Below are 21,612 nucleotides of genomic sequence, written 5' to 3'. Positions count from 1 at the left end.
ACAATGGTAGTCCTGACTTCTTTTATTCTCTATAATAACCAGATTGCACAACTGCTACTCACCAGGGACTAAACTTTCTACAAGAGTGTATTAACATGTGATTTCAATAATCGTTCTGTTCTTTACTTTGTTCTAGTATGGTATGGTGTGGTTTAGTGAATTCCAATTGAGTGTGTATAAATATAGAAATAAAGTCCCTGGCAAATAGCAGTTGTGCAGTCTGATTTTTTTCTCTACTGATAGTCCCAAACGTATGGATGACCTTATTACTTTCTTTTGTTCTCCACAAAAGTGACAGAAAAACACATGCTAGAATTAGTTGATGGCTTAAATGAATACTCCCAGCCATACTTGTCTAATAGTTGTTGTACGATAAACAGTCCGAGACCAGTACCGCCAGTATCACGACTTCGACTATAATCTGGTCGATAAAACGGCTGGAAAATCTTACTTAATTCCTCCGCATCCAGTATCTGGTTGACCTCATTTTCAATCAATAATTGTTTCCCATCGAAAAACAGACTGATTTCCCCCTCATGCTTTGTGTATTTGAAAGCATTACTCAGTAGATTATCTAAAATCTTATCAAGATCATTTTTATTCCCGATGATCGACTGCTCTTTTAGGTGAACGACTAGCTTTTTCTGTTCTGCTTCAGCTAGTATCCGAAAAGAAGTTAATTTATGTTCAATCATTTCTTTGATAGATACTTCTTCATAGACCACATCATCTGACGGCAAATGATTTCTCGAAGCAAAGAGAATATTATTGATCATTTCTGTTTGTTCTTGCAAAATATTTTTGCAAACTTCTAAATAGCGTTCTCTATCTTTGAACTTACCGACATTATAGATCATGCCATCAATCAGCCCCATCAATGACGCCACGGGTGTTTTTAATTCATGCGAAGCAACTTGCATGAACTCTGATTTTGCTTTTTCTAATTCTTTCGTTTTTGCTACTTCAAGCTCTAAAACATCAATCGTTTGGATCAAAGACGCATATAATTGATTGATATCTTGCGCTAAAAGTGAGATTTCATCCGTACCTTTGACATCACAACGAATATCCGCATCTAAATCGATCATCTTTTCTGTCACTTTGGAGATTTCTTTGATTTTTTTTGTTGAATAAATACTATAATAGTAGGCACCTATTCCACCGATGATCAGTGAGATGATGATGATAAATGGATATAAATGAAGTAAAACTTGACTTGCTTCTGCGACTGGTTGCAGCGAATACATACCGAGTAAATAATAAGTATTACCTTCTTTGTCCGTAATTTCTTGATAAAGACTCATTTCATCAGAAAAATAGTTTATTCCTGAATAATCAAGATTCACATCAAAGAATGGACCAATGACTCTGCCATTCTTATCCATCAACATGAGATCAAGATTTTGTTCTCTTCCAAGCCAGTATTGATCAACCTCCTTTTGTATGGTAGATAAATCTTTGTTCTCGATACTCTTTGCCACTTGATTGAATTCTTTGTTTATTTCATTTAGCTTCATTCGCTCATAATAGACAGGCATTGTAAAATATAAAGCAACCAATGAGATGATCGAGACTAAAAAAATGATGACCCCAGAAAACAGAAAATTTTTCAGCATGATGTTCATGGTGAAACCTCTAATTGATAACCTCTATTTTTAATTGTTTTTATCGATAATAGAGGCATTTTCTTTCGAATGTTTTTAATATGATTATCTAATATGCGATTCTCCAAATGATATTCATACGACCAAACTTGATAAACCAATTGTTCTCGCGTGACGATTTTCCCTTTATTCCTTATCAGAACCACTAAAATATCATACTCTTTTCTGGTTAAGTGGATTTCTTCTGTCTGATGTTTTACAAGACCACCATCTAAATCAATGGCATACTCTCCGATAGTTATATGTGGATTTCCTTTATTCAACCGAAAAACATTTTCGATACGTTTGATCAAAATAAGCGGTGAAAAAGGTTTAACCACATAGTCACTGATCAAATGAGAGAAACTGAGTAATTGCGTATATTCATCATCTAACGCAGTTAACATGATGATGGGCACATCCGAAGTTTCTCTTATTTTCTTTAAAACATCCGTCCCCCTTATCCCAGGCAACATAATGTCCAATAGGATCAAGTCAAATGTTTCCTCAGCAAAAACTTCCAATGCCTGTTCGCCACTCCTAACTGAACAGACCTCATATTTTCGCTCTTTTAAAAATTCCGTTACGATTTGATTGATCATATATTCATCTTCAACTACTAGAATTTTCTCCATGTGTACCTCTCCTTATTCAAAGCGAAGCGCCTCGATAGGGTTTAATTTTGATGCTTTCATTGCCGGCAACAGACCGAATATGATTCCCATCATTGAACTGAAAATCAAACTGCCGACAATTGAAAGTGCGGATACGATATAAGGATAATCAAGCGACTGAGTAATGGCATAGCCACTGAGTAATCCAATCAGCACACCCAGCACCCCACCAATCAAAGTCAGGACGACCGCTTCGACTAAAAACTGTTTTAAAATAGTTTTTCTTCTTGCACCGAGGGCTTTCTTTATCCCAATTTCTTTCGTTCTTTCTGTAACTGAAACCAACATGATATTCATCACACCGATCCCTCCGACCAATAAAGAGATACTTGCTATACCAGTTAAAAGAATAAAACTTGATTGATTCATTCGTTCCAATTCCCTGGCAAATTCGCTAAGATTCATTATCCCATACTCATAATCGGATGGTGGGATCTGTTGGTTAAGGATCTCTGCTGCTTTTTCCGAAGCAGTTTGTAATTGATCGGTATGATTTGTTTGGATCGTGACAAGTGGTACAATATCCAACTCATCAGATAGTTTATGTGCTTGCTGCAAAGGAACATAAGCTCGTTTTTCAAAACTAAATATATTGCTACTATTTGGATCTAATTTAAATACACCTTGAACTTTAAAGGGAACACCATTCACTTCGACAAACTGTCCTATACCTTCTTCATTCGGAAACAGTTCATCATATAGCTCATTTTCTAAAAAAATCACTTGTTGATTCTCTTTAAATGCTTGAGAACCAAATCCTTCTCCTTTGATGAAGTTTAATTGCTCTAACTCCTCAACAGATGAAGTGACAGCAGAAACTTTGGCGTCGGTTCCTTTTGCTTTCCTATAGATTTTCCCATCTTTTTGATAGGACAAACCACTCGCTAAGACTTCTGGTATTTCATTGATTTGCTTCAGTACCTCCTCACCCAAAAATGGAAAATATAACGGTTTTTTCTCTTCCTTGTCAGACAGGATTCCACCAGACATAAGGTTCTGTTGGAAAGCACTTTTTCTGTCATATTGGATATTCATCGTATTATTGTTGCCACCAATCATTTCTCGTTTCATTTTTTCGGTGTTACCTCCGATGATACTGAAAATCGAAATAATGGCAGCAATCCCAATGATAACACCTAGCATGGTCAATATCGAACGCATTTTATGAGCAAAGATCGATTGTAAGGCAAATCTGATTTCTTCCATTTCCGATCACCTCACTTCATTTTGTTCGTCGCTGATTATTTGACCATCTCGTAAAGTAATCGTTCGTTGACATAACGCTGCGATTTCTGGCTCATGAGTAATGAGAATAATCGTCTTTCCCGCTTGATGGAATTGCTTGAATAGCTCCATGATTTGACTACTTGTTTTTGTATCAAGTGCCCCTGTAGGCTCATCCCCTAAAACAAAACTAGGATTGGTGACTAAAGCTCTCGCAATCGCCACTCGCTGTTTTTGTCCTCCAGATAATTCCATCGGTTTGAATTCACTTCGATCCTCTAAACCGACGAGCTGCAACATATCCAACGCACGCTTACGTCGCTCTTTTTTATTGACTTTCTTATATGTTAAAGGCATTTCCACATTCTGCGAAACGGACAATTTTGGCATAAGATTGAAATTCTGGAAAACAAAACCGATTTTTGCATTGCGAAAATCAGCCAATGAATTGTCAGCTAGCGTTTTGACGTCAGTTCCTTCAACGATATAATCTCCTGAGGTCGCCGTGTCCAAACAACCGATGATATTCATCAATGTTGATTTTCCTGATCCTGAAGGCCCCATGATCGCAACTAATTCGCCTTCATTGATCTGCAAAGAGATATCTTTAAGAACTTGCAGCTCTTTTCCGCCTTGCCAATAAGACTTATGGATGTTGTTAAGCGTCAACACTCGCACCAACCTCCATTCCTTCGACCATTCCTGTTTGTGGCAAAGCAAGCTGATCTTCAACTGTCAATCCTTCGACTATTTCTGCGAGTTCATCCTCCATCAGATTTACCTTTACTTCATGCTCTTTGATCCGATCATTTTCTACTTTCCAGACATAATACTTTTCATCTTTTTCCATGAGGTATCTTTGATTGATGATCACTTTTCCAGCCACAAAATCTTTCGGTAAAACATTGACATACACATTCGAACCAATCAATGGCATCTCTTCTTTTGGATCAATCTTAACTTTATAAGGAAACTTAGATAAATTAGGGTTCTCTTCTTTTTGATCGTCTTGTTTTGCCTCATTCGTTAAGTTTGCCACCTGCACAATGCTTCCTTGCCAAGTATTCTCTTGGTTTTTACGATCCATGATTTCTACTCGCTGATCAACAGCAACCTTTTCACGATCAAATTCAGTGACTTGACCATCCACATACAAGTTGGAATCATCAAGGATCTCCATAAAGTTTTCTTCTTTTTGACGTTCTTTGGATTGATTGACTAAGTCGCGATTCAATGATTTGATTCTTCCTGAGTGATCAGCTGTCACTGTGTCTTCATTCAAACGTCCTTTTTCGTTTTCCAGAAGTAATTGCGCCCTTCTTAATTCTGTTTCTGCATTCTTCACTTCATTGTCGCCAGCAATAGCTTCTGCATGTAAACCTGTGACTTCTCCTTCTAACGCTTTGATCGTACTTTGCAACTCTTCCGATTTTTCTTTTGCATAATCCTGTCTTGCTTTTCCGAGCTCTGCTACTTTTTGATTATGTGCCGTCCATTTTTGACTTGCAGTCGCTCGTGCTTGTTCTACCGCTCTCACTTTGATTTCTACATCCATTTCAGCTTCAGCCACTTTTGTCTGCTGATCTGTTTGGTACGTAAATAAAGGTTGCCCTTTTTCAATGACATCTCCTTCATTTACCAAAATTTCTTTTACTGACCCACGTTCCGGATCGATTTTGATTTTATTACTATTATTTGGCATGACTTTCCCAGCTAAGATCAAGTTTCCAGATTTTACTTCATCGATGAGAGATTTAACAGAGCGTGCTTCAATCGTTGTTGCTGAACTATTTTCTTTCGTGCCGCCACTGGTTGCAACCAGACTGATCGCACCAATCCCTAGTAAAACGACGATGACAGCTACTGGCAAATACCATTTTCGGTTGAACTTTTTTCTTTTTTTTTGCTTCATGTACCTACTCCTTCATTAAGATCAGTCCTTAAAAAAGCGCTTATATAATTCTATCCAAAGCTCATTCCTCTTCTTTTTCCGACACTTCTTCATCAAACATTTGAACAACCGTTCCATCATCCATAACTAGTTCCGTTCCTTCTTTTCCATCAACAGTCACTTTTCTCTCGCTTTTCACATTTGGTATTTCAGCCTCATTCGACTCTTTTGTCCCTGAACCACAGCCTGCTAAAAGGCCGATTGAAAAAGCTAATACAAGATACCCTTTATACTTTGTTCCTTTTTTCATCATAAAAAACCATCCTCTTCTATTTGTTTTAGTTATGTTTCGCTTGTTATGTTTACTATCATACATAACAGACCTATTCTCTTTCTAAAGCTAATCTGTTTTTTGTGTAATTTTTTTATTAATATTTTTAGAACAAAAAGATAGCGCTCTATTTTTATGTAAACAAAAAAACAACCCAAGTGATCGTTGGATTGTTTTTCGTAATGAAGCGAGGGATTCAATTCATTTATTTCGTCAACTCATAACTATCTTTCAGCAAGTAGACAACTTGTTTTTCTTCAACTGCACCATTCAGCGCCACACTGATCCAATGGTTCTTATTCATATGATAGGCAGGATAATACCCCTCACTCTTTTTCAGAATCGAAATGATTTCTTGATCAGCTTTCACATTGAGGAGTGGTACTTTTTCTTTCCCATCCAATCCCAATTTGTCTTTTTCAACAGCTACGATCAAGCCAAACCATTTACCTGTCGATCGATGCCGTAACACGATATACTCAGGGAATTTTGCAAAAGGATGATCGATTTGGACGTCTTTTAAGGTAGCTGTGAAATCGATGAGTTTTTGTGTTAGGTCCATAGGTAGGTTCTCCTTTCTGACAACAAATAAAATAGGATGATCATCAGTCAAATTAAACGATGTGTCATGTTACGTCTAAGGAATGATACATCGCTTGGTTATCAATGATCGAATCAGTTTTTGGTGTTGAGGGCTTTTGTTCTTACCTACTCAATCACCAAACCCAACCCCGCCGCAATAATAATTGCTTGTTCTTGATTGACGGTCAGTCCGCGAAGTAATTCCAATGACAGGTTGATTTGTGAGAATGTATTCGTTGTAAAATCTAATCCTTTCAGTGCCGTATTGAACCAATTTGAGCCTGAAAGTTCATTATTTTCCAATACTAGATTTTTCCAATTACTATCAAAAAAATCACTATTATTCAATTGATTATCGCTAAATCGAACGAACTTCATATTCGTATAGCTAAAAGAAGACAGATTAGCTACACATTCTTCAAAGACGCAGTCTCTTAAAAAGCTGTCAGAAAAATTGGTTCCAGTCAATTTGCATTGCTTGAAATGCACGCGATGAAAACTTGCGCCAAACCACTCTAAATTTGAAAAATCGCACTTTTCAAAAACAACATCACTACATTCAAACCGTTCCAAGCGTGATTTTTGCATCGCTAATTTTTTAATATGGCTATTTTTCAATACAGTATTCCGGGAACTAAGATAACTTTGATCTTCTCCTTCAGAAATAATACCTGTAAATGTTGTTTCGTCTTCTAAATAGAACGATCCATCAACTAATTCTGTCAGCTCTGGAGAAGCAATTTTCTTTGCCATACATTCACCCCACCTTTTTCTATTTATCATGCTATTTCTATCATAACAGAATCAAGAAAAAAGAAGATACTTTATTCGATAGATAAGCTTGCTTTAACTTCTATACTAATGAAGAACTTTTTAGCTTTGTTTTCTGTAGGAATTTGACAATGAAACAGCTTTCACCGTAAACTATAGATAACTAGTATTTTATTGATAAAATATGAGATATATCTTTCAGGAGGCTGCTATTTTGACTAATTACCATTCCAAACCTTTCACATTCCTACGCTTGGCGTTATATACCCTTTGTAGTTTAAATCTATACTACCAATTCATCACAAATTCGATTTTTACTTGGGTGCTTTATCTACTCGCAATGGGATTTGTTGCTTATGACGTTTTTGATATGATCAAGACACGGAAATAATGGATCGATCAAACGAATTATTTTATAAATATAAAAGAATCAAGCTAAACTGGCATGTTTTAGCTTGATTCTTTTAGTTTTTATTGGTTGCTTATCTAAAGACCGAAAACTTCAAGGCTTTTAGAAACGCAGTAATCGCCGAATGTATCTAAAGTTTTTACTCAGTTTAGTGATTGGATTGTAAACCACATTCGTCCCTCTTTGATATGACTCGTCCAATACTATAAATTAGATTTCTTGTTGCTCGAAGTAATCTCGTAATCTCTCCCTTTTACTGTATAAATCTTGATAAGTAGTGACCGTGATGTCAGTCGGTTGAAGGAACGTTTTCGAAGTTTTACATTCTGGATAGTAGTATTGGATTGCTTCGAGCCACTGATGCTTCAACAATAATAAAAATTTAACGATTAATTTCTGATGGACGTCATTTTATTTCGATTGAATATTTCTAGGAAATCCCCGTTGGCTCCAATACTATATCTATACGATCAATAAATTGATTACTCGTGTGTTGATCTCGCTTAATTGTGTAGGATAATTGAATTCAATTTTACTTTTTCTTTAGATAATCCCCATCATTCGTTGCGATATAGCTAAGACTCCCTAATTAGCACTTGATCATGCGTTGCTATCAAATCAAAATCAACAAAAGCTAATTATTATAGCTTTCGAATTTCTTTCATCAACCTGCTCCCTTTAACTGTTTATATTCTTCGATGATTTTGATGCCAGCGCTTGTTCCTAAACGTTCCGCCCCAGCTTCAATCATCTGTAACGCAGTGTCTAAGTCACGAATCCCTCCTGCAGCCTTCACTTTCACTGTTTCACCTACCACGCTTTTCATTAACTTGACGTCTTCTACTGTCGCACCTCCTATACCGAAACCTGTTGATGTTTTGACATAATCAGGCTTTACTTCTTTTGCGATTTCACATACAACGATTTTTTCTTGATCCGTTAAGTAACAATTTTCTAAAATGACTTTACTGATGATGTTACCTTTACGAGAAGAATTAACAATCGCTTTCATTTCTTCACGAATATAGCCGAAATCCCCTTCTTTTACCTTACCGATATTGATGACATAATCGATTTCGTCTGCACCATTTTTGATGACATCTTCTACTTCAAAAACCTTCATCTCAATCGTAGTTTGTCCTAATGGAAAACCAATCGCAGCGCCCACATGGACTTCGCTATCTTCCAAAAAATCACGACATATTGCTACAGGATAAGAATTGATTGCTACCATTTTAAATCCATAGTTAGTCGCTTCCTTACAAAGTTGTTCAAATTCTGCCTTCTGAGCATCCGCTTTCAATAATGTGTGGTCTACCATATTCGCTAATCTTTTTAACTCGATCATTTATTTTCTCCGTCCTTCATTTATTTTCATTTACACTTATATACTATCCTTTAGTTTTTTTGTCAATATATAAAAAGAAATAAGAATAGAGTGTTGATCAATAGTGTTCACTTATTATTCCAATCTAAAACAAAATAATGTATCTGAGGTAAAATTAATATTCACTTTTATTGTATACCTTAGAACTGAATAAACAACGGGAACAGAAGTAACCTCTAATTATTTCTTTCGATTAAGCATTCCTCTCCCGCCCTCTGTTTCTTTCACTTTCGATTGGCACATTTTTTATTCACCGATTATTTAGTTTTCTCTTTCTTTGCATTACGCCATATCTTTGTTGTACAATATCGTTTCATTAAATAAATCAACTGACAAAGTACTGAGCGGTTCATGTTAAGACCTGTTAACTCTCTGTAAAATCATTTAACAACGTCTTCTTTTTATAAAGCAATCATACCTGAAAGCAAAACAGAATAGCAAAAGTGTTTTTTCTATAAATCAAGAATTTTTCTATTTTTATACTTAGAAGTTGTTCCCATTTGACACATACATTCCCTCAGATACGAACAAACCAACAAGCCCCTTTCAATGACGGAGGCCTATTGGTTTGTTTCTTCTTTATTATTTTACTTTTAGTCAGTACTCTTTTTCGGACGCTTGTCACCCAAGTACTGATTCTTTCTGATTGAAATAACAAGCCAGGCTGTAACGATTAAATAGCCAAGCCATAAGAAACGCCGACCACTCAAACCGTTTGTTTTTGGTAGATTCCCTTGTTTTAGTTGTGAAATATCTGCGACAAGGGTGTGTTTCTTGCCCTCGCTTCCATGTGCTTCATTGATCGTTATACCTTTTTCAGTGCTAGTGTCTTCGCCAATTCGTCCAGTGACAGTGACTTGTCCCGTTGTCGAATTTGCTATAACTACTTTAGTCTGCAAAACGTTCGAGATAATGAAGAATAGGCTCGTGATATAAAATAACTTCATACTTTTTTTCATTTGATTTATCCCTTCTTTTCTGGGATTTCAGCGATTCTTTTTTTACGCTACATTAGGAGAGAAACTCAAAACTAATTTAAACGTTGGATTTAACTCTGCTGAAGCATTGACCGGCGTAACTTTACCAGTGAAAGTAAACTTGCCTTCATTCGCCCCTTGATTTCCTTGGAGTCTGAAAAGTTCAGCTACCGTTTCTGTTGGCTTACCATCTTCAAACAAATCAATCGTATTCACTTTTAGTGAATCCACTTCAGCCATATTCGTGGGTGTATCTACTCCAGAAACTGAAGTAATCACACCAACAGCGGAATTATTCGTGATCGTATGTTCAGGTGACGAAATTGTTGTATGATTTGAGGCTGTTGTTGTGTAAAACAAGGCATTGGTTGGAATCGTCACATTGATCCATTGATCCAATTCGTCAGGATTTGGTCCAGGTGTCGTATTATCGAATTCCCCAATAATTCCCTGTACAAGGACATCTCCTGACGTCTCGCCTTTACGCCCGTCAACCACTTGCTCTGCTCCTACGATTGTCCCAGTTGCCATGATCCCTGCGATTGTTGCTGTACTTAGAAGTGCTGCTACTATTTTTTTCATCTAAATTCCCTCATTTTCTTTTTATTTTAGTTATTAACAATAATCATTACTTCCGCTTCAGTGACCCCTTGTTTTTCTTTCGTTTCAGGGTCATAGATATTAACGGTGGCTCTAGCAGGATACTCTCCTTTAGCTAGTTGTTTTTCCAATTTTACATTTTCTACGAATTGGTTCGGATAGATGGCACCAGAAGAATAAATCAGCTCGTCACTAGATATTAAAGAAATATCTACTGCAATCGGATAAACATTCGTCCCAGGATTGACGATCTCGATCGATCCTTCACTCTGTCCGTTCTCAAAGACGGCTTCTGGATTGATTTGTAATGTAAAATAATTGGCATCAGCTACTTCTTGCGCTCGTTCCGCCAATTGTTGATCAGAGGCATCGCCGACCGCTGGTAAAAGATCTGCACTGACCAATGGAACGTGATCTTTTGGTTGATTGAAATAATAGGCGAGACCACCGGCAATCAACAAAAATAGCAAAAACCACAAGAGCCATTTACGCTTATTTTTATTTTGTGCTTGGTTCGTTTCCTCCAATGGATTTACCTCCTTGATAACTATTTTTTTCTTTAAATGCGTGGAACGAATCGTAACACGATTCGGTAATTAGGTACGAGTGTGTTCTCGTAATAGCCTCCTTGGTCAATCTCAGGATTATCAATCCACCGTGGATAATTCCCATAAAATTCTCCCGATAAGGAAAGCGGTGTACGATCTCCTTCTGGTAAATGAATCAAATGTTGCTCCGGCATCGTTGCGTATAACTGTTTTTTAGTCTCTTGCGTTTGGAGATTCAAGCGCAACAATGGCTTCGTAATATCCTCATAACTAGGATCTTCCACATCACTTTCTACATAGTCAAGTGGATCTTCTCCTTCTTTCAAAAGAACGATTCCAGCAGAATCATCAATAGCAACTTGGTTGATATACGTATCGACAGCTACCGAAGATTGATTGTGGATCTCATAGGTTTGGCTCTCAAACTGGCGGTTCGATTCTTCTTCATCATACAATGATTCAAAGATCATTTTAACTGGGATCGTTACCCGCAAATGGTCAACTTTTGAGGTAAGATCGATACCGATCGTCATCTGATATGCTTTATTGCCGACTTCAAGAATAGCGTAGTAACTTCCGTCTTCTTTACTATCTAACGAAAGATCGGTCTCAATGATGCGAAAATCATTGGTCATGTCTTCTTCAGATAAGATGTTTCTTGCTTGCGCACGACTTTCTTGAAGAATGAGCGCATGTAATGCTTCAACAGTATCTATCTCGTTGATCTTAGAACGATCTAACGTAAAGTTATTGCTCCGATAATCAATACCTTTGATGACTGTTTGCTCTTCTGTCACATCCCCAGTCGTATCCCCAGAAGGCTTTGACAGTTTCATTTCGACCTTTGACTCCGTTTCGAGCCGTTCATTTTCTGCTAAGTTGATTTGGAAGGAACGAACTTTCTGTTGATTATCTTGATAGTCTCCCCAGACAATGCGAGGAGAATCTTTTTCAAGAACAACTGTATTTCCTTCTGTGTTTTTATAGGTAATCGTCAAATGATCCACCATTTCTGTGGCATGACCGTGAATCGCTACAGATTGGTCACTCACAGGGTAAAATTTGGCAATGAGTTGTTCAGGAGGAACCGGTTCCCAGATGTAAGTACCTGGATAAGTGCCATCATAGTTATTCATAAACTCGGTTGAGTTTTCAAACGCGATAACCCCCGTTTCGCTCGTTAAACTTTCTTCTAAGACCCATCTGCCTGTATATTGATCAGTTATTTCAATCTGTGGTAAATTTGTCGAATCTCCTGATAGCGTGGATGAGAAAACCGTTTTTTTTCCCAGAACGATTGTCTTTAAAGGTGTATTATTAAACATAGCTACAACCAAAATGCCTCTTGCTATATCCCAATTACTGATATCTAATTTTGTTAAAGACGTTGCACCATTGAACATAAACATAGTATAACCTAAAGCTGAGGTATTCCAATTTCCTAAATCTAGTTCTGTGATTGAGCTTGCAGATTGGAACATGAAGCTCGTATTAATTACCTTCGATGTATCCCAGCTACTTATATCCAATTGAACTAAAGAACTCGCATTTTGGAACATGCCACTCATATCTGTGACATTTGACGTATCCCAATTACGTAAATCTAATTCTCTTAGATTTGATGTATCGGAAAACATCAGCTGCATGTTTTCGACATTTGAAACATCCATTCTATCAATATTCTCGATTATTTCCAGATTTCGCAAGCCTATAAACAGACCTTGTGAATTTTTCGGTAATATCACTTGATCTTCCACAATAATTTGTTTAACCAAAGAATAGGTTTTCCAAGGTGCATCAGCTACTGCGCCAGCTTCTCCACCATATAATATGATTGTTTCAGTTTCTTCCTCATACGACCAAGGAACCGTTCCCCATAGATTCTGTTCAGGCTCGTAGGTATAGACAACCGTTTGTTCTTCTACTCTAAAAGTTCCAGAGGCATTTTCAGGAGTCTTACTCAATTGCCAACCACTGATGCTTAATGCTTCGGTTGTGTAGGTTTGATCAACTAATCCAGTCAGCACGCTAGGATCAGCTAATTGATTCCCTTCCTCATCTTCATGCTTTACAGTAACATTTCCACCTTGAACTGGTTCAAAGACTGCACGAATCACAGAGTTTCCAGCTCCATTTTGGCTTACAGCAAGATCCTGGCTAGTTGGATGAAATATAAATATTGGACCTGAAGCGACTTCCCAACGTAAAAATCGGTAGCCGGGATTAGGAAATGCATTCATATTCCCCAGACTATCTCCTACACGGAGCCATACCACATTCGATCCTGCCGAATCAGTTCGTCTAGGATTACCGCCAGCTGGTGGACTTGCTACTAACTCTAAACGATATTCAGTCGTACGATTACTCTTTTCTGATTCTTCTGACTTTTCTGGATATTCCGAAGTCGCTGTTACTTCCTGATTATCAGAAGAGCTTGAATGATCATGCGCATAGGCTAGTGGAAATGGGAGATGGGGTAAAAGTAAAACCATGATCAATAATAACTTTCCAACGGTTCGGCTAATTGTATTTATTTTCATACCACTCCTCCTAGTATTTGACCTACTGTATTATTCCAATTAGAAACTTATAGCGAACAAAGTTTAGACATTCTTTTTATTAACTGTCATTTTTTGTTGGCTCGAAGATAAATCTTTCCCAAATGTTCTGTAAGTCAACTTGCATGTTTATTACTTCACTAAGATTACATTGATTTTTTAATGAAATAAAATCATCTATTTCATTAACGTCTGAAATAAATGAAAAAAAACAGTCGCTATTTTTATTAGCAACTGTGGAAAAACATTAGTTATATGTTTTACGATAAGGATTTATTTTTCTTTCTAATCGTTGCCAATCATGTTCATCTGGAACAGCTTTTAACAAAAGAAAATCGCTCTCAATAATGTAATCCAAAAGATAACGATTGTAATTTGTTACAATCAAATCAATATGGGCGGCGTTCAATACTTCTTCTGCTAGGTAATAAAGAGGTAAAAAAACGAACGTAAGAATGTTGTGACTTTTGGATCAATTTTTTTTGGAAAATCAAATTCTTTGAGATATCGATTGGTAAGTTGAGAAATTTCTGTGCCTACATGAAATTCTTTATAAAAATTTTTCTCTGATTCCTCTTGATCTAGGGTACGCTTGCAGATAGTGACTAAATAGATCCACGCGAATTCTTCTTTTGATAATTCAACCATATAAAGTTTTTTGATGTCCTCTTTCAAAGAATGAAGGAGAGAGAAATTCTTTGCTTTGTATGCTAATTTTGCTAATTTTCTAGGAATCTCTATAGAAAAACCAAGCCCTGCACGTTTGATTGCAATATAAAAAGTATAATAAAATGCTGCCGGCGTAGTTCCAGATCCAACCTCATCTTGGCCCAGTTTATTGCTTAATTTTTTTAAAACCAACTCATGTAATTCAATATCAGGAACAAGCGTATAGGGCGTTTCTACTCCTTCATAATAAAAATCTTTAAAGAATTTCCGCAAATTAGCTTCTCGTCCTTCAATCGATAAGGGATTAGATACCCATTCTAGTCCATAACTTTTTAAAACTGTCGTTGATCGATTCAATAATCGCCGAAAGGTACTCTCTGAAAAATGATAGAAATGTGCAAGTTCATCGATATTCGACAATTTCCCTAAAAAAATATTCCCTATGATTTCAAATAAACATTCATTTTCTAATAATTTTTGTTTTCTTTCTTGGTATATCGAAGGTTTTTTTTCTTTAAAAAAGATTCCACTATTGCCTGATTCTAAACTGATACAATCATCAAAATAGTCTTTGATGTACTTGATATCATTCGCAATCGTTCGTTGTGTCACTTGGATTTTTTCCGCCACTTCTCCAATCGTAAAGAATCGTCTTCGTTCGATCATGCTCAATATTCGAAACAAACGGCTCGTCGTCCGATTACTGATAAATGCTAATTGTAAGTCTTTCAATATTTCCACCTCACCTTATCTTCCTCTCTAAATATAAATAACACAACCAAGCGGAATGATAAACTATATTGTTTCTACTTGAGAGAAAAAATAAAAGTAAAACTGGCAGTTTTTTTCGTTCTATTTTGCTTACTAAACCTTATGGTAGTTATGATTTATTCAATAGTTACACAACGTCTTCTAAATGAATGCTCATACCCATTTTTATATTTTTCCTAGGATTCCAAATGACTCCTACTGTTATAAGCAGAGTTACCAACGAAGTAATTTTTCCAAATATGTAGGACTATTATTGCCAATTGATCAATCTTATTAGTTACTAATTCTCTATAATCCAAAAAAAGCTGGTTCTCCTCACATAAAAACAGCTGATTTATAACAATTTATTTATTTTTGCTTATTATCCACAAACTCAAGTTCTTGATTCTCCTCAAAAATCAATTTGCAATTATCGTTTTTTGTCGACCTTGCTTTAGTAACTTATAAAAATATGCATTAAATAAAAAAACATGCCTTTCTCCTTCGTCAAATAAACGTAGGAGAAAGGCACATAGAAAATTTCTAGATATATTTAATATTTTTTTCATACCTGAGTGAATAATTTATTGGAATCATCATGGTTTTATCCACTTCAATGGACTATCGCTCTCTTCTCTCCCAATGCCGCCAAGTCATCATTTCATGGAAGGCAATATGCACATCTAAATGCTTATCCGACGCTCCGCCATTCGCATCATCCGCCCATTTCAGCGCATATTCTGGAACCTTTGCAAGTTCCCTATGCATATAGTCTCTTCCAAATCCAACAAACTGAGCATTTGGTGCTTTATCTGGTTCCTCTCCAGATAAAAACACTGTACCTGAGAGAATAATTGGTTTTCCAACATTTCGAGCATATGCTAGATGGTTTTTAGAAGCCTCTGCAATCGCATTTGCTGTCGTTCTAAAAGACATCACTACTGTCGTATTCGCTTCTTCGATCATTGCTCGATAGAGTAGTGTTTTTTTACCACGATACGTAACTGGATATCTGTCACGGTCCCACCACATTCCCGTTGACCAGTCAAAGGTTGTGTAATCTCCATATACATTCGTTGCATCAACTGCAAAATCAATCAGTTGTTGCATCATCCTTGCTTGTACGTCATATCCTTTATCCCAATAGCGCTCGCCAGTGCTATCTCTTAATTGGTTCGGCTCAACATTCAAATGTACCCCAGCAAACTGAGCATCTTTTGCTACATTTTGATAAGCTAAGTACCCTTTCATCAATAAATGAAAACGATTAGGATTGTTTAGCCAAGTTCCATCGTTGCTAAGAAGCAAATAGACATCAATATCCCTGTCATTCGCTGCTTGAATAAAATTTTGTGTGGGGATCACTGCCTTAATCGTGCCATTTGGACCAAAAGTGTTATTTGGATTTACTCGATGTAACTCGGTTTGATTCAAATAAATCTCTGTTATCCCATTATTCTTTGCATAGTCTAAGTAACTTTCGCTATGCGCTAAATTCAAATTACTCGTATCCCACCACCAGACACCTACGCGCTCAGTGGTTGGTTTGAAAAGTGATTCATCTGCTTGTACATCCGTACTAAAAAAAGCACCAAATACAATGACGAATAAAACCGTAACGAGTATGTGGACTAAGCTTCTTTTTTTCATTGGATTCCTTCCTCCTGTATACGTAACTTTCGTTTTTAATTTTTATTTTGAATCATCTGTATCTTTGCTTGTATGAGGGATCAAAATCATCTCCTCATGCTCTTTATTCTCCTCATCTGGTGTTAATACGATATTACTGTCCGCTCTGGACACTTTATATTTTGCTTCTTCGCTAATACCAGCAGGATCTTCCCATGTCATCATGTCTTTTTCTAAACGATAATTGATTTCAAACGCCATTTCTCTTACAAACTCATCTGCTGTATCTTTTATGCTTGCCTCTGAACTATCAATGGTAAAAGTAATAACATCATCGGAAAAAGATGCAATCATCTTATTGCCTGATCTATCCTCAAAGCCTTTCACTGTCCAATCGTTTGCTTGTAGATCCTTTACTGTGACCCCGCTCGCACAACCACTTAGAACCACAAAAGACAAGATGATCAATAGACTACCAACTACTTTTTTCATTTGACCCTCCAACATTTTTATTTCTAAAGTCCAACAATTTGAAGCAATAGTGGTAAAAAAATAAGCCATCATCCTTGAAATTTATCCTTCAAATAGTTACGGATGATGGCTCATTACCAAATTGTTTTTTTATAGAACGTTAATTATTTAATTATTAGGAAGTACCAGATCGCTGATGATACAGCTCTCTACTCGTCCTGATTTATAACATCTTACTCGTTGTTTCGTAGATTTGTTGTAATCCTTGCTTTAATATAGTCCTTACGGAGTTGGCACAACCGCTTGGAATTGCAACACCATATCAAACGTTGGAACGATCACATCTGAAGTATTTGTATTTGGAATTGCTGTTCCTGTAAATCCAAAAGTTCCGACAGGTGCTGTTCCACCTTCAGCAGCATTTTTTGTTAAAGACATGAATGATGTTGGATTACTTAGTGCTGTTCCATTTGTGACAATCGGAATAGTCGTATTCTGACCAACTACAGCTAACTCTAAAGCGGATAGACTATCTAGGTTTGTTGGAGTTGCCAAACCAGTGATGTTGATGTTCACATCCCACGCTGAATTGTTCGTCACAGTATAGCTTGGTGATTCAACGACAGTATGCCCAGACTCACCAGTTGTAAAAAAGATCGCGGATGTTGGTACTGTTACGTTGATCATTTCATCTGGATTGGTCGGCGGAATCTCCCCAGGGTCTACAGTATTGTCTAAGCCAACACGTCCAGTAACTGGTATATTTCCATCTGCCTCCCCATTAAATGTGGTGGCTGCAACTGAAGCTGCTCCAGCTCCTAATAACGTACCCATCATTGCTACTGTTCCGACTATTTTTTTATACTTCTTCATCAAATTTTCTCCTCCATGTTCAATTGTTTTATTTGCAAACAAGAAATCATCGTTCGCATCATGTAACAGCTACTTCCAATTTATACAGTTTTCATCTAAACCTTTCGATTTATCAATCTAAGCAAAGAAAACTTATTATGATCAACCCCCACGAGTTCTGGTATTAGTGGTGGATGTAAACTTAGGATGTTGATCAAAATGAATGACGTGGTGAAAAAACAAGACGCTACAGGTGTATACTCTGCTTAGTTTGTTTACAATCATCTGGCTAGATAGCAGAAAATCTCAAAAATTGGTAGGAGCTGCTAGATGATACGTACGATAATTTCTTGTTCTTGTACGAAATTTGTATCATTCAGAAATTATTTATTTCTGTCCCTCTTTTTTTAAAAAAAGGAAGCGGACACTTAGTAAAATCATAAGAACACCTGCTAATTGTATCCACAAGTTCCCTTCACTTCCCGTTTTTGGCAAGTTTGCGAGTAAGCTCGGTTTACTCTGAGTTCTGTTCGGCAATCTTGATGTATCAACGACTAATACATCTCTGTCATTTCCTTTTGTCCCATCATTTGAACCAGGAGTTGTTCCTGGTTCTTGTGGTGTATGGGTACTACCGATTTGCCCTTCTACACGCTTGAAGAATGATTGGTCTTCTGAGGCATGAACATAGTAGTTAGAACTAGCTAGAAAGATCACTCCTACAAACAATAAAAATTGTTTCAGTTTACGCATTAAGTTTCTCCTTTCATTCATTTAATTATTGATAGTGATGGAAATCTCTGCTTCCGTAATTCCTTGACGCTCATTCGTTTCTGGATCATAGATATTGATGCGTGCAACAGCTTGATACTCTCCTTTATCAAGTGATTTATCTAATTTAGCGCCAACGATTTGTTGATTTGGATGAATGGATCCAGAAGAATAGATTACTTCTTCCGAATCTGCTAAAAAGAGATCGACCGCGATTGGATACACATTACTTCCTGGATTCACGATCTCAATTGAGCCTTCCGATTCCCCATCTTCAAAAATAGCTGTCGGCGCTATTTGCAAAGTAAAATAGTTGGCATCCGCAATCTCTTGCGCACGCTCTGCAATTTCAATGTCACTTGCATCCCTTAAACCGGGTAACAACTCCGCACTAACAACTGGCACAGGCTCATTCTCTTGATTAGTGAAATATAAAAAGACTCCACCAATAATCAATAGAAGCAATCCCAATACGATCCATTTCTTTTGATTTTTCTTAGCCATCCATTCTTTCTCCATTTCCCCAATAAGATTATTGTTCGTTTTTCTTGATAAATACTGCTACGACAGATTTGGCACGAAACGTAAAACCAAGTTGAAAGTAGGCGTGATGTGGCTGCTTCCTTCTGGTAATTCTTCTGCTGTTCCTGTGAATGTGAAGGTGTTCGTTTCTTCAGTTGCTAATTCAAATAAACGAAATGCCTCTGTTTGATGGGCACTTCCTTGACTGATCAAGACATTTTCTTCTCCATCAGCAGCCACATTCAACTCTTCAATGATATCCATATTCTTCAACTCTGTAGGTTCGACCACATTTACGAAAACAGCAAAAGGTGACTCATTCCCAATCTCATAATCTGGTGAAACAATATCTCTATGCTTGGATTCAGAAGTCGTATTGAATACAGCGGATGTTGGGATTCTTATGGATAGTAGTGAATTCAATTCTTCAAAAACCGCCACCAATTTAGTATCTTCTTCTCCCATAACAAAAGTAGTTATTGCTTGATTGGTATCTGCAATCGTCCCTTCCCCACTCTCGATCCGCCAATGAGAAAAACGCCATCCTGATTCGGCTGTTGCACTGATATCAATCATTTCCCCACGTTCAACACTGGTTGAGGTAGCCGGGGAGACAGTTCCTTGTCCTTCAGCTTCAATAATTAGATTTGAAAAGGTTCTAGGTTGCCAAACCCAGGTATCTGCCATGGTTGCTCCGTCGTAGTTTGACATTAGTTGCGCACTAGTAAATACAAAACTTCCTTTTGGCTCATCCACAGTTCCTTCACCGACATTTTGCCAATTCGGATGATGTGTTGCTGAACTAGTTAACGGAAGAAGTCCAGGGCTTCCACCCAGTAAATAAAAGACAAATTCACTACCTAAAGTCAATTGTTCTAACGGAACACGATCAAACATTCCTCCCATACTACGAACTTGTCGGGTATCAAAACTAGATAAATCAAGTATTGTTAGACTTCGAGCATCCGCAAACATTGAATGCATTCGAGTGACTTTACTCGTATCAAAATTTGATAAATCAAGTGACTTTACATTTCGAATACTCGCGAACATCCACCACATCTCTGTGACGTTACTCGTGTCAAAATTTGAAACATCTAGTTCAATAAGACTGTTCATACTAGCAAACATACCCGCCATATCAGTCACTTGACTAGTAATAAAATTAGAAACATCCAACTCTTCCACGCTTATTAATCCACGGAACATATGACTCATGTCTGTTACTTGATGTGTTTCGAAACTAGAGACATCTAACTTTCTTAAATTTCCCAATTCAGTAAACATTTGCCCCATATTTATAACATTACTCGTATCAAAGCTTGAGACATCTAGTTCTAGTAACCCAGATGAGCGAAGAAACATACTATTCATATCGGTCACATTACTAGTATCAAGATAGTGCATTCCTTCAATCGTTTGTAGATTGCTCAAGTAAGCAAAGAATCCTTGTCTTGTAGAATCAGCACCACCAGCATGAGGCGCAAAGTTTTTTGTTCCTCGCTGACTTCCATGCAGTACAACTGGTCCAGTTAGCACGATTCTAGTAATTGAATCACTATATGCCGTATGATTAAAATAATCCGTTGATTCGTAATTTCCTCCCACATCATTCACTTCATCAAAAATCCCTGAACCTAATGTCAGTGTCCCAGTATCATCGATCACCCACGGAATCGTACCGACTTGACCTGTATATACGGCATTTACTCCAGGTGGTAAAGCAATTTTTTCTAACTCCTTAGGTACATCTAACTCGTCTTCTGCTATTTCTGAATGATCTACTATTGATGATTGTTCTTGCTCTGGTAAAACTACTTCTGCTTGATTTTCTTCATGAATCTCCTGAACTTCTTCAAAAGAAGTTTCCTCATTGTTTCCAGAAATTGACTCTGGTACTTCAACATCGATTGGTTCATCGGGAACAACTAACTGATCGCTCATTAACTCATCTGATTGAATATCAGGTGCGTGAATATCGATTGCTAGCACCTGTCCGACCGGCAAAAGCAAAAGCATACTTGTTGTAATTATACCCAAAGAACGTTTTTTTAATTTTGACTTTTTAGTCACTATTTTTAACCTCCCCTAACTTTTTCACCGTGTAAAATGTGATGAATGCTTAATATAACTTATTTATATTTTGGAAATATGTTTGTTGGCATACCAATAAAATTCTGCAACAAAGCGCTTTGTCGATACACAAAGTGTAGCACCTCATTAATTTTTAATCTATTTATAATTTTATTCGAACCTAGAAAAAAAGCTGCACTCAGCGGATTAAAATTATTGCCCTTTTGTTCTTTTAAATCTTTTTGTCGTTATTTATTTTTCTCTCTATTTTTTTATTTCA

19 protein-coding genes and 1 pseudogene are annotated in these 21,612 nt (G+C 37.0%); all 20 read right to left on the bottom strand.

The window, feature by feature from the left end; all coding sequences use genetic code 11:
- Nucleotides 1-266: 266 nt before the first annotated feature.
- Nucleotides 267-1,625, bottom strand: coding sequence for an ATP-binding protein (locus JZO83_RS08465; protein ID WP_206856970.1), 1,359 nt, complete (start codon nt 1,623-1,625; stop codon nt 267-269).
- Nucleotides 1,622-2,278 carry a response regulator transcription factor gene (locus JZO83_RS08460; RefSeq protein WP_206856968.1) on the bottom strand — a complete coding sequence of 219 codons (657 nt, stop codon included), beginning with the start codon at nt 2,276-2,278 and terminating at the stop codon, nt 1,622-1,624. Before JZO83_RS08460 ends, JZO83_RS08465 begins: the two co-directional genes overlap by 4 nt.
- Before the next feature lie 12 nt (nt 2,279-2,290).
- Nucleotides 2,291-3,523, bottom strand: a complete 1,233-nt coding sequence (locus JZO83_RS08455) for an ABC transporter permease (RefSeq protein WP_206856965.1) — start codon at nt 3,521-3,523, stop codon at nt 2,291-2,293.
- 6 nt (nt 3,524-3,529) lie between these two features.
- A complete protein-coding gene (locus JZO83_RS08450) occupies nt 3,530-4,213 on the bottom strand; it encodes an ABC transporter ATP-binding protein (RefSeq protein WP_206856963.1) in 684 nt (227 codons plus the stop codon).
- Nucleotides 4,200-5,453 (bottom strand): efflux RND transporter periplasmic adaptor subunit, encoded by a 1,254-nt coding sequence (locus tag JZO83_RS08445; RefSeq protein WP_207115497.1) that lies wholly within the window; start codon nt 5,451-5,453, stop codon nt 4,200-4,202. Before JZO83_RS08445 ends, JZO83_RS08450 begins: the two co-directional genes overlap by 14 nt.
- Nucleotides 5,454-5,514: 61 nt before the next feature.
- A complete protein-coding gene (locus JZO83_RS08440; RefSeq protein WP_206856959.1) occupies nt 5,515-5,745 on the bottom strand; it encodes a hypothetical protein in 231 nt (76 codons plus the stop codon).
- 223 nt (nt 5,746-5,968) lie between these two features.
- Nucleotides 5,969-6,325 carry an MmcQ/YjbR family DNA-binding protein gene (locus JZO83_RS08435; RefSeq protein ID WP_207115496.1) on the bottom strand — a complete coding sequence of 119 codons (357 nt, stop codon included), beginning with the start codon at nt 6,323-6,325 and terminating at the stop codon, nt 5,969-5,971.
- A 146-nt stretch (nt 6,326-6,471) separates the two neighbouring features.
- A complete protein-coding gene (locus tag JZO83_RS08430) occupies nt 6,472-7,098 on the bottom strand; it encodes a pentapeptide repeat-containing protein (RefSeq protein ID WP_207115495.1) in 627 nt (208 codons plus the stop codon).
- Nucleotides 7,099-8,189: 1,091 nt separating this feature from the next.
- Nucleotides 8,190-8,873: a deoxyribose-phosphate aldolase gene (gene deoC, locus JZO83_RS08425; RefSeq protein WP_207115494.1), complete on the bottom strand. Its 684-nt coding sequence runs from the start codon at nt 8,871-8,873 to the stop codon at nt 8,190-8,192.
- A 632-nt stretch (nt 8,874-9,505) separates the two neighbouring features.
- Nucleotides 9,506-9,871 (bottom strand): hypothetical protein, encoded by a 366-nt coding sequence (locus JZO83_RS08420; RefSeq protein ID WP_207115493.1) that lies wholly within the window; start codon nt 9,869-9,871, stop codon nt 9,506-9,508.
- 42 nt (nt 9,872-9,913) lie between these two features.
- A complete protein-coding gene (locus tag JZO83_RS08415; protein WP_206859455.1) occupies nt 9,914-10,471 on the bottom strand; it encodes a hypothetical protein in 558 nt (185 codons plus the stop codon).
- A 26-nt stretch (nt 10,472-10,497) separates the two neighbouring features.
- Entirely contained in the window at nt 10,498-11,016 is a 519-nt protein-coding gene (locus JZO83_RS08410) for a hypothetical protein (protein ID WP_206859457.1), read from the bottom strand.
- 32 nt (nt 11,017-11,048) lie between these two features.
- Nucleotides 11,049-13,577 (bottom strand): BspA family leucine-rich repeat surface protein, encoded by a 2,529-nt coding sequence (locus tag JZO83_RS08405; RefSeq protein ID WP_207115492.1) that lies wholly within the window; start codon nt 13,575-13,577, stop codon nt 11,049-11,051.
- A 265-nt stretch (nt 13,578-13,842) separates the two neighbouring features.
- Nucleotides 13,843-14,996 (bottom strand): annotated as a pseudogene (locus JZO83_RS08400) (helix-turn-helix domain-containing protein).
- Nucleotides 14,997-15,635: 639 nt separating this feature from the next.
- Nucleotides 15,636-16,664, bottom strand: a complete 1,029-nt coding sequence (locus JZO83_RS08395; protein ID WP_207115491.1) for a hypothetical protein — start codon at nt 16,662-16,664, stop codon at nt 15,636-15,638.
- A 42-nt stretch (nt 16,665-16,706) separates the two neighbouring features.
- Complete coding sequence (locus JZO83_RS08390; protein WP_207115490.1) at nt 16,707-17,135, bottom strand: peptidoglycan-binding protein LysM; 429 nt, start codon at nt 17,133-17,135, stop codon at nt 16,707-16,709.
- Between the two features lie 261 nt (nt 17,136-17,396).
- Complete coding sequence (locus JZO83_RS08385) at nt 17,397-17,987, bottom strand: hypothetical protein (protein ID WP_206859460.1); 591 nt, start codon at nt 17,985-17,987, stop codon at nt 17,397-17,399.
- Nucleotides 17,988-18,353: 366 nt separating this feature from the next.
- On the bottom strand, nt 18,354-18,719 hold the full coding sequence (locus JZO83_RS08380) for an LPXTG cell wall anchor domain-containing protein (RefSeq protein WP_207115489.1): 366 nt from the start codon (nt 18,717-18,719) through the stop codon (nt 18,354-18,356).
- A gap of 21 nt (nt 18,720-18,740) precedes the next feature.
- Nucleotides 18,741-19,256, bottom strand: a complete 516-nt coding sequence (locus tag JZO83_RS08375) for a hypothetical protein (RefSeq protein WP_207115488.1) — start codon at nt 19,254-19,256, stop codon at nt 18,741-18,743.
- A gap of 42 nt (nt 19,257-19,298) precedes the next feature.
- On the bottom strand, nt 19,299-21,332 hold the full coding sequence (locus tag JZO83_RS08370) for a BspA family leucine-rich repeat surface protein (protein WP_207115487.1): 2,034 nt from the start codon (nt 21,330-21,332) through the stop codon (nt 19,299-19,301).
- Nucleotides 21,333-21,612 lie beyond the last annotated feature (280 nt).

This window comes from Enterococcus sp. DIV1298c (assembly GCF_017316315.1).
Classification (GTDB): domain Bacteria; phylum Bacillota; class Bacilli; order Lactobacillales; family Enterococcaceae; genus Enterococcus_B; species Enterococcus_B mangumiae.
Note: the sequence above shows the minus strand (reverse complement) of the source record. Positions and strands in the feature narration are given on the sequence as shown.

What these genes read in the sequence shown, in the direction of transcription:
- JZO83_RS08465 (WP_206856970.1), bottom strand. Translation starts at nt 1,625, where the DNA reads ATGAACATCATGCTGAAAAATTTTCTGTTTTCTGGGGTCATCATTTTT.
- JZO83_RS08460 (WP_206856968.1), bottom strand. Translation starts at nt 2,278, where the DNA reads ATGGAGAAAATTCTAGTAGTTGAAGATGAATATATGATCAATCAAATC.
- JZO83_RS08455 (WP_206856965.1), bottom strand. Translation starts at nt 3,523, where the DNA reads ATGGAAGAAATCAGATTTGCCTTACAATCGATCTTTGCTCATAAAATG.
- JZO83_RS08445 (WP_207115497.1), bottom strand. Translation starts at nt 5,453, where the DNA reads ATGAAGCAAAAAAAAAGAAAAAAGTTCAACCGAAAATGGTATTTGCCA.
- JZO83_RS08440 (WP_206856959.1), bottom strand. Translation starts at nt 5,745, where the DNA reads ATGATGAAAAAAGGAACAAAGTATAAAGGGTATCTTGTATTAGCTTTT.
- JZO83_RS08435 (WP_207115496.1), bottom strand. Translation starts at nt 6,325, where the DNA reads ATGGACCTAACACAAAAACTCATCGATTTCACAGCTACCTTAAAAGAC.
- JZO83_RS08430 (WP_207115495.1), bottom strand. Translation starts at nt 7,098, where the DNA reads ATGGCAAAGAAAATTGCTTCTCCAGAGCTGACAGAATTAGTTGATGGA.
- deoC (WP_207115494.1), bottom strand. Translation starts at nt 8,873, where the DNA reads ATGATCGAGTTAAAAAGATTAGCGAATATGGTAGACCACACATTATTG.
- JZO83_RS08420 (WP_207115493.1), bottom strand. Translation starts at nt 9,871, where the DNA reads ATGAAAAAAAGTATGAAGTTATTTTATATCACGAGCCTATTCTTCATT.
- JZO83_RS08415 (WP_206859455.1), bottom strand. Translation starts at nt 10,471, where the DNA reads ATGAAAAAAATAGTAGCAGCACTTCTAAGTACAGCAACAATCGCAGGG.
- JZO83_RS08405 (WP_207115492.1), bottom strand. Translation starts at nt 13,577, where the DNA reads ATGAAAATAAATACAATTAGCCGAACCGTTGGAAAGTTATTATTGATC.
- JZO83_RS08395 (WP_207115491.1), bottom strand. Translation starts at nt 16,664, where the DNA reads ATGAAAAAAAGAAGCTTAGTCCACATACTCGTTACGGTTTTATTCGTC.
- JZO83_RS08390 (WP_207115490.1), bottom strand. Translation starts at nt 17,135, where the DNA reads ATGAAAAAAGTAGTTGGTAGTCTATTGATCATCTTGTCTTTTGTGGTT.
- JZO83_RS08385 (WP_206859460.1), bottom strand. Translation starts at nt 17,987, where the DNA reads ATGAAGAAGTATAAAAAAATAGTCGGAACAGTAGCAATGATGGGTACG.
- JZO83_RS08380 (WP_207115489.1), bottom strand. Translation starts at nt 18,719, where the DNA reads ATGCGTAAACTGAAACAATTTTTATTGTTTGTAGGAGTGATCTTTCTA.
- JZO83_RS08375 (WP_207115488.1), bottom strand. Translation starts at nt 19,256, where the DNA reads ATGGAGAAAGAATGGATGGCTAAGAAAAATCAAAAGAAATGGATCGTA.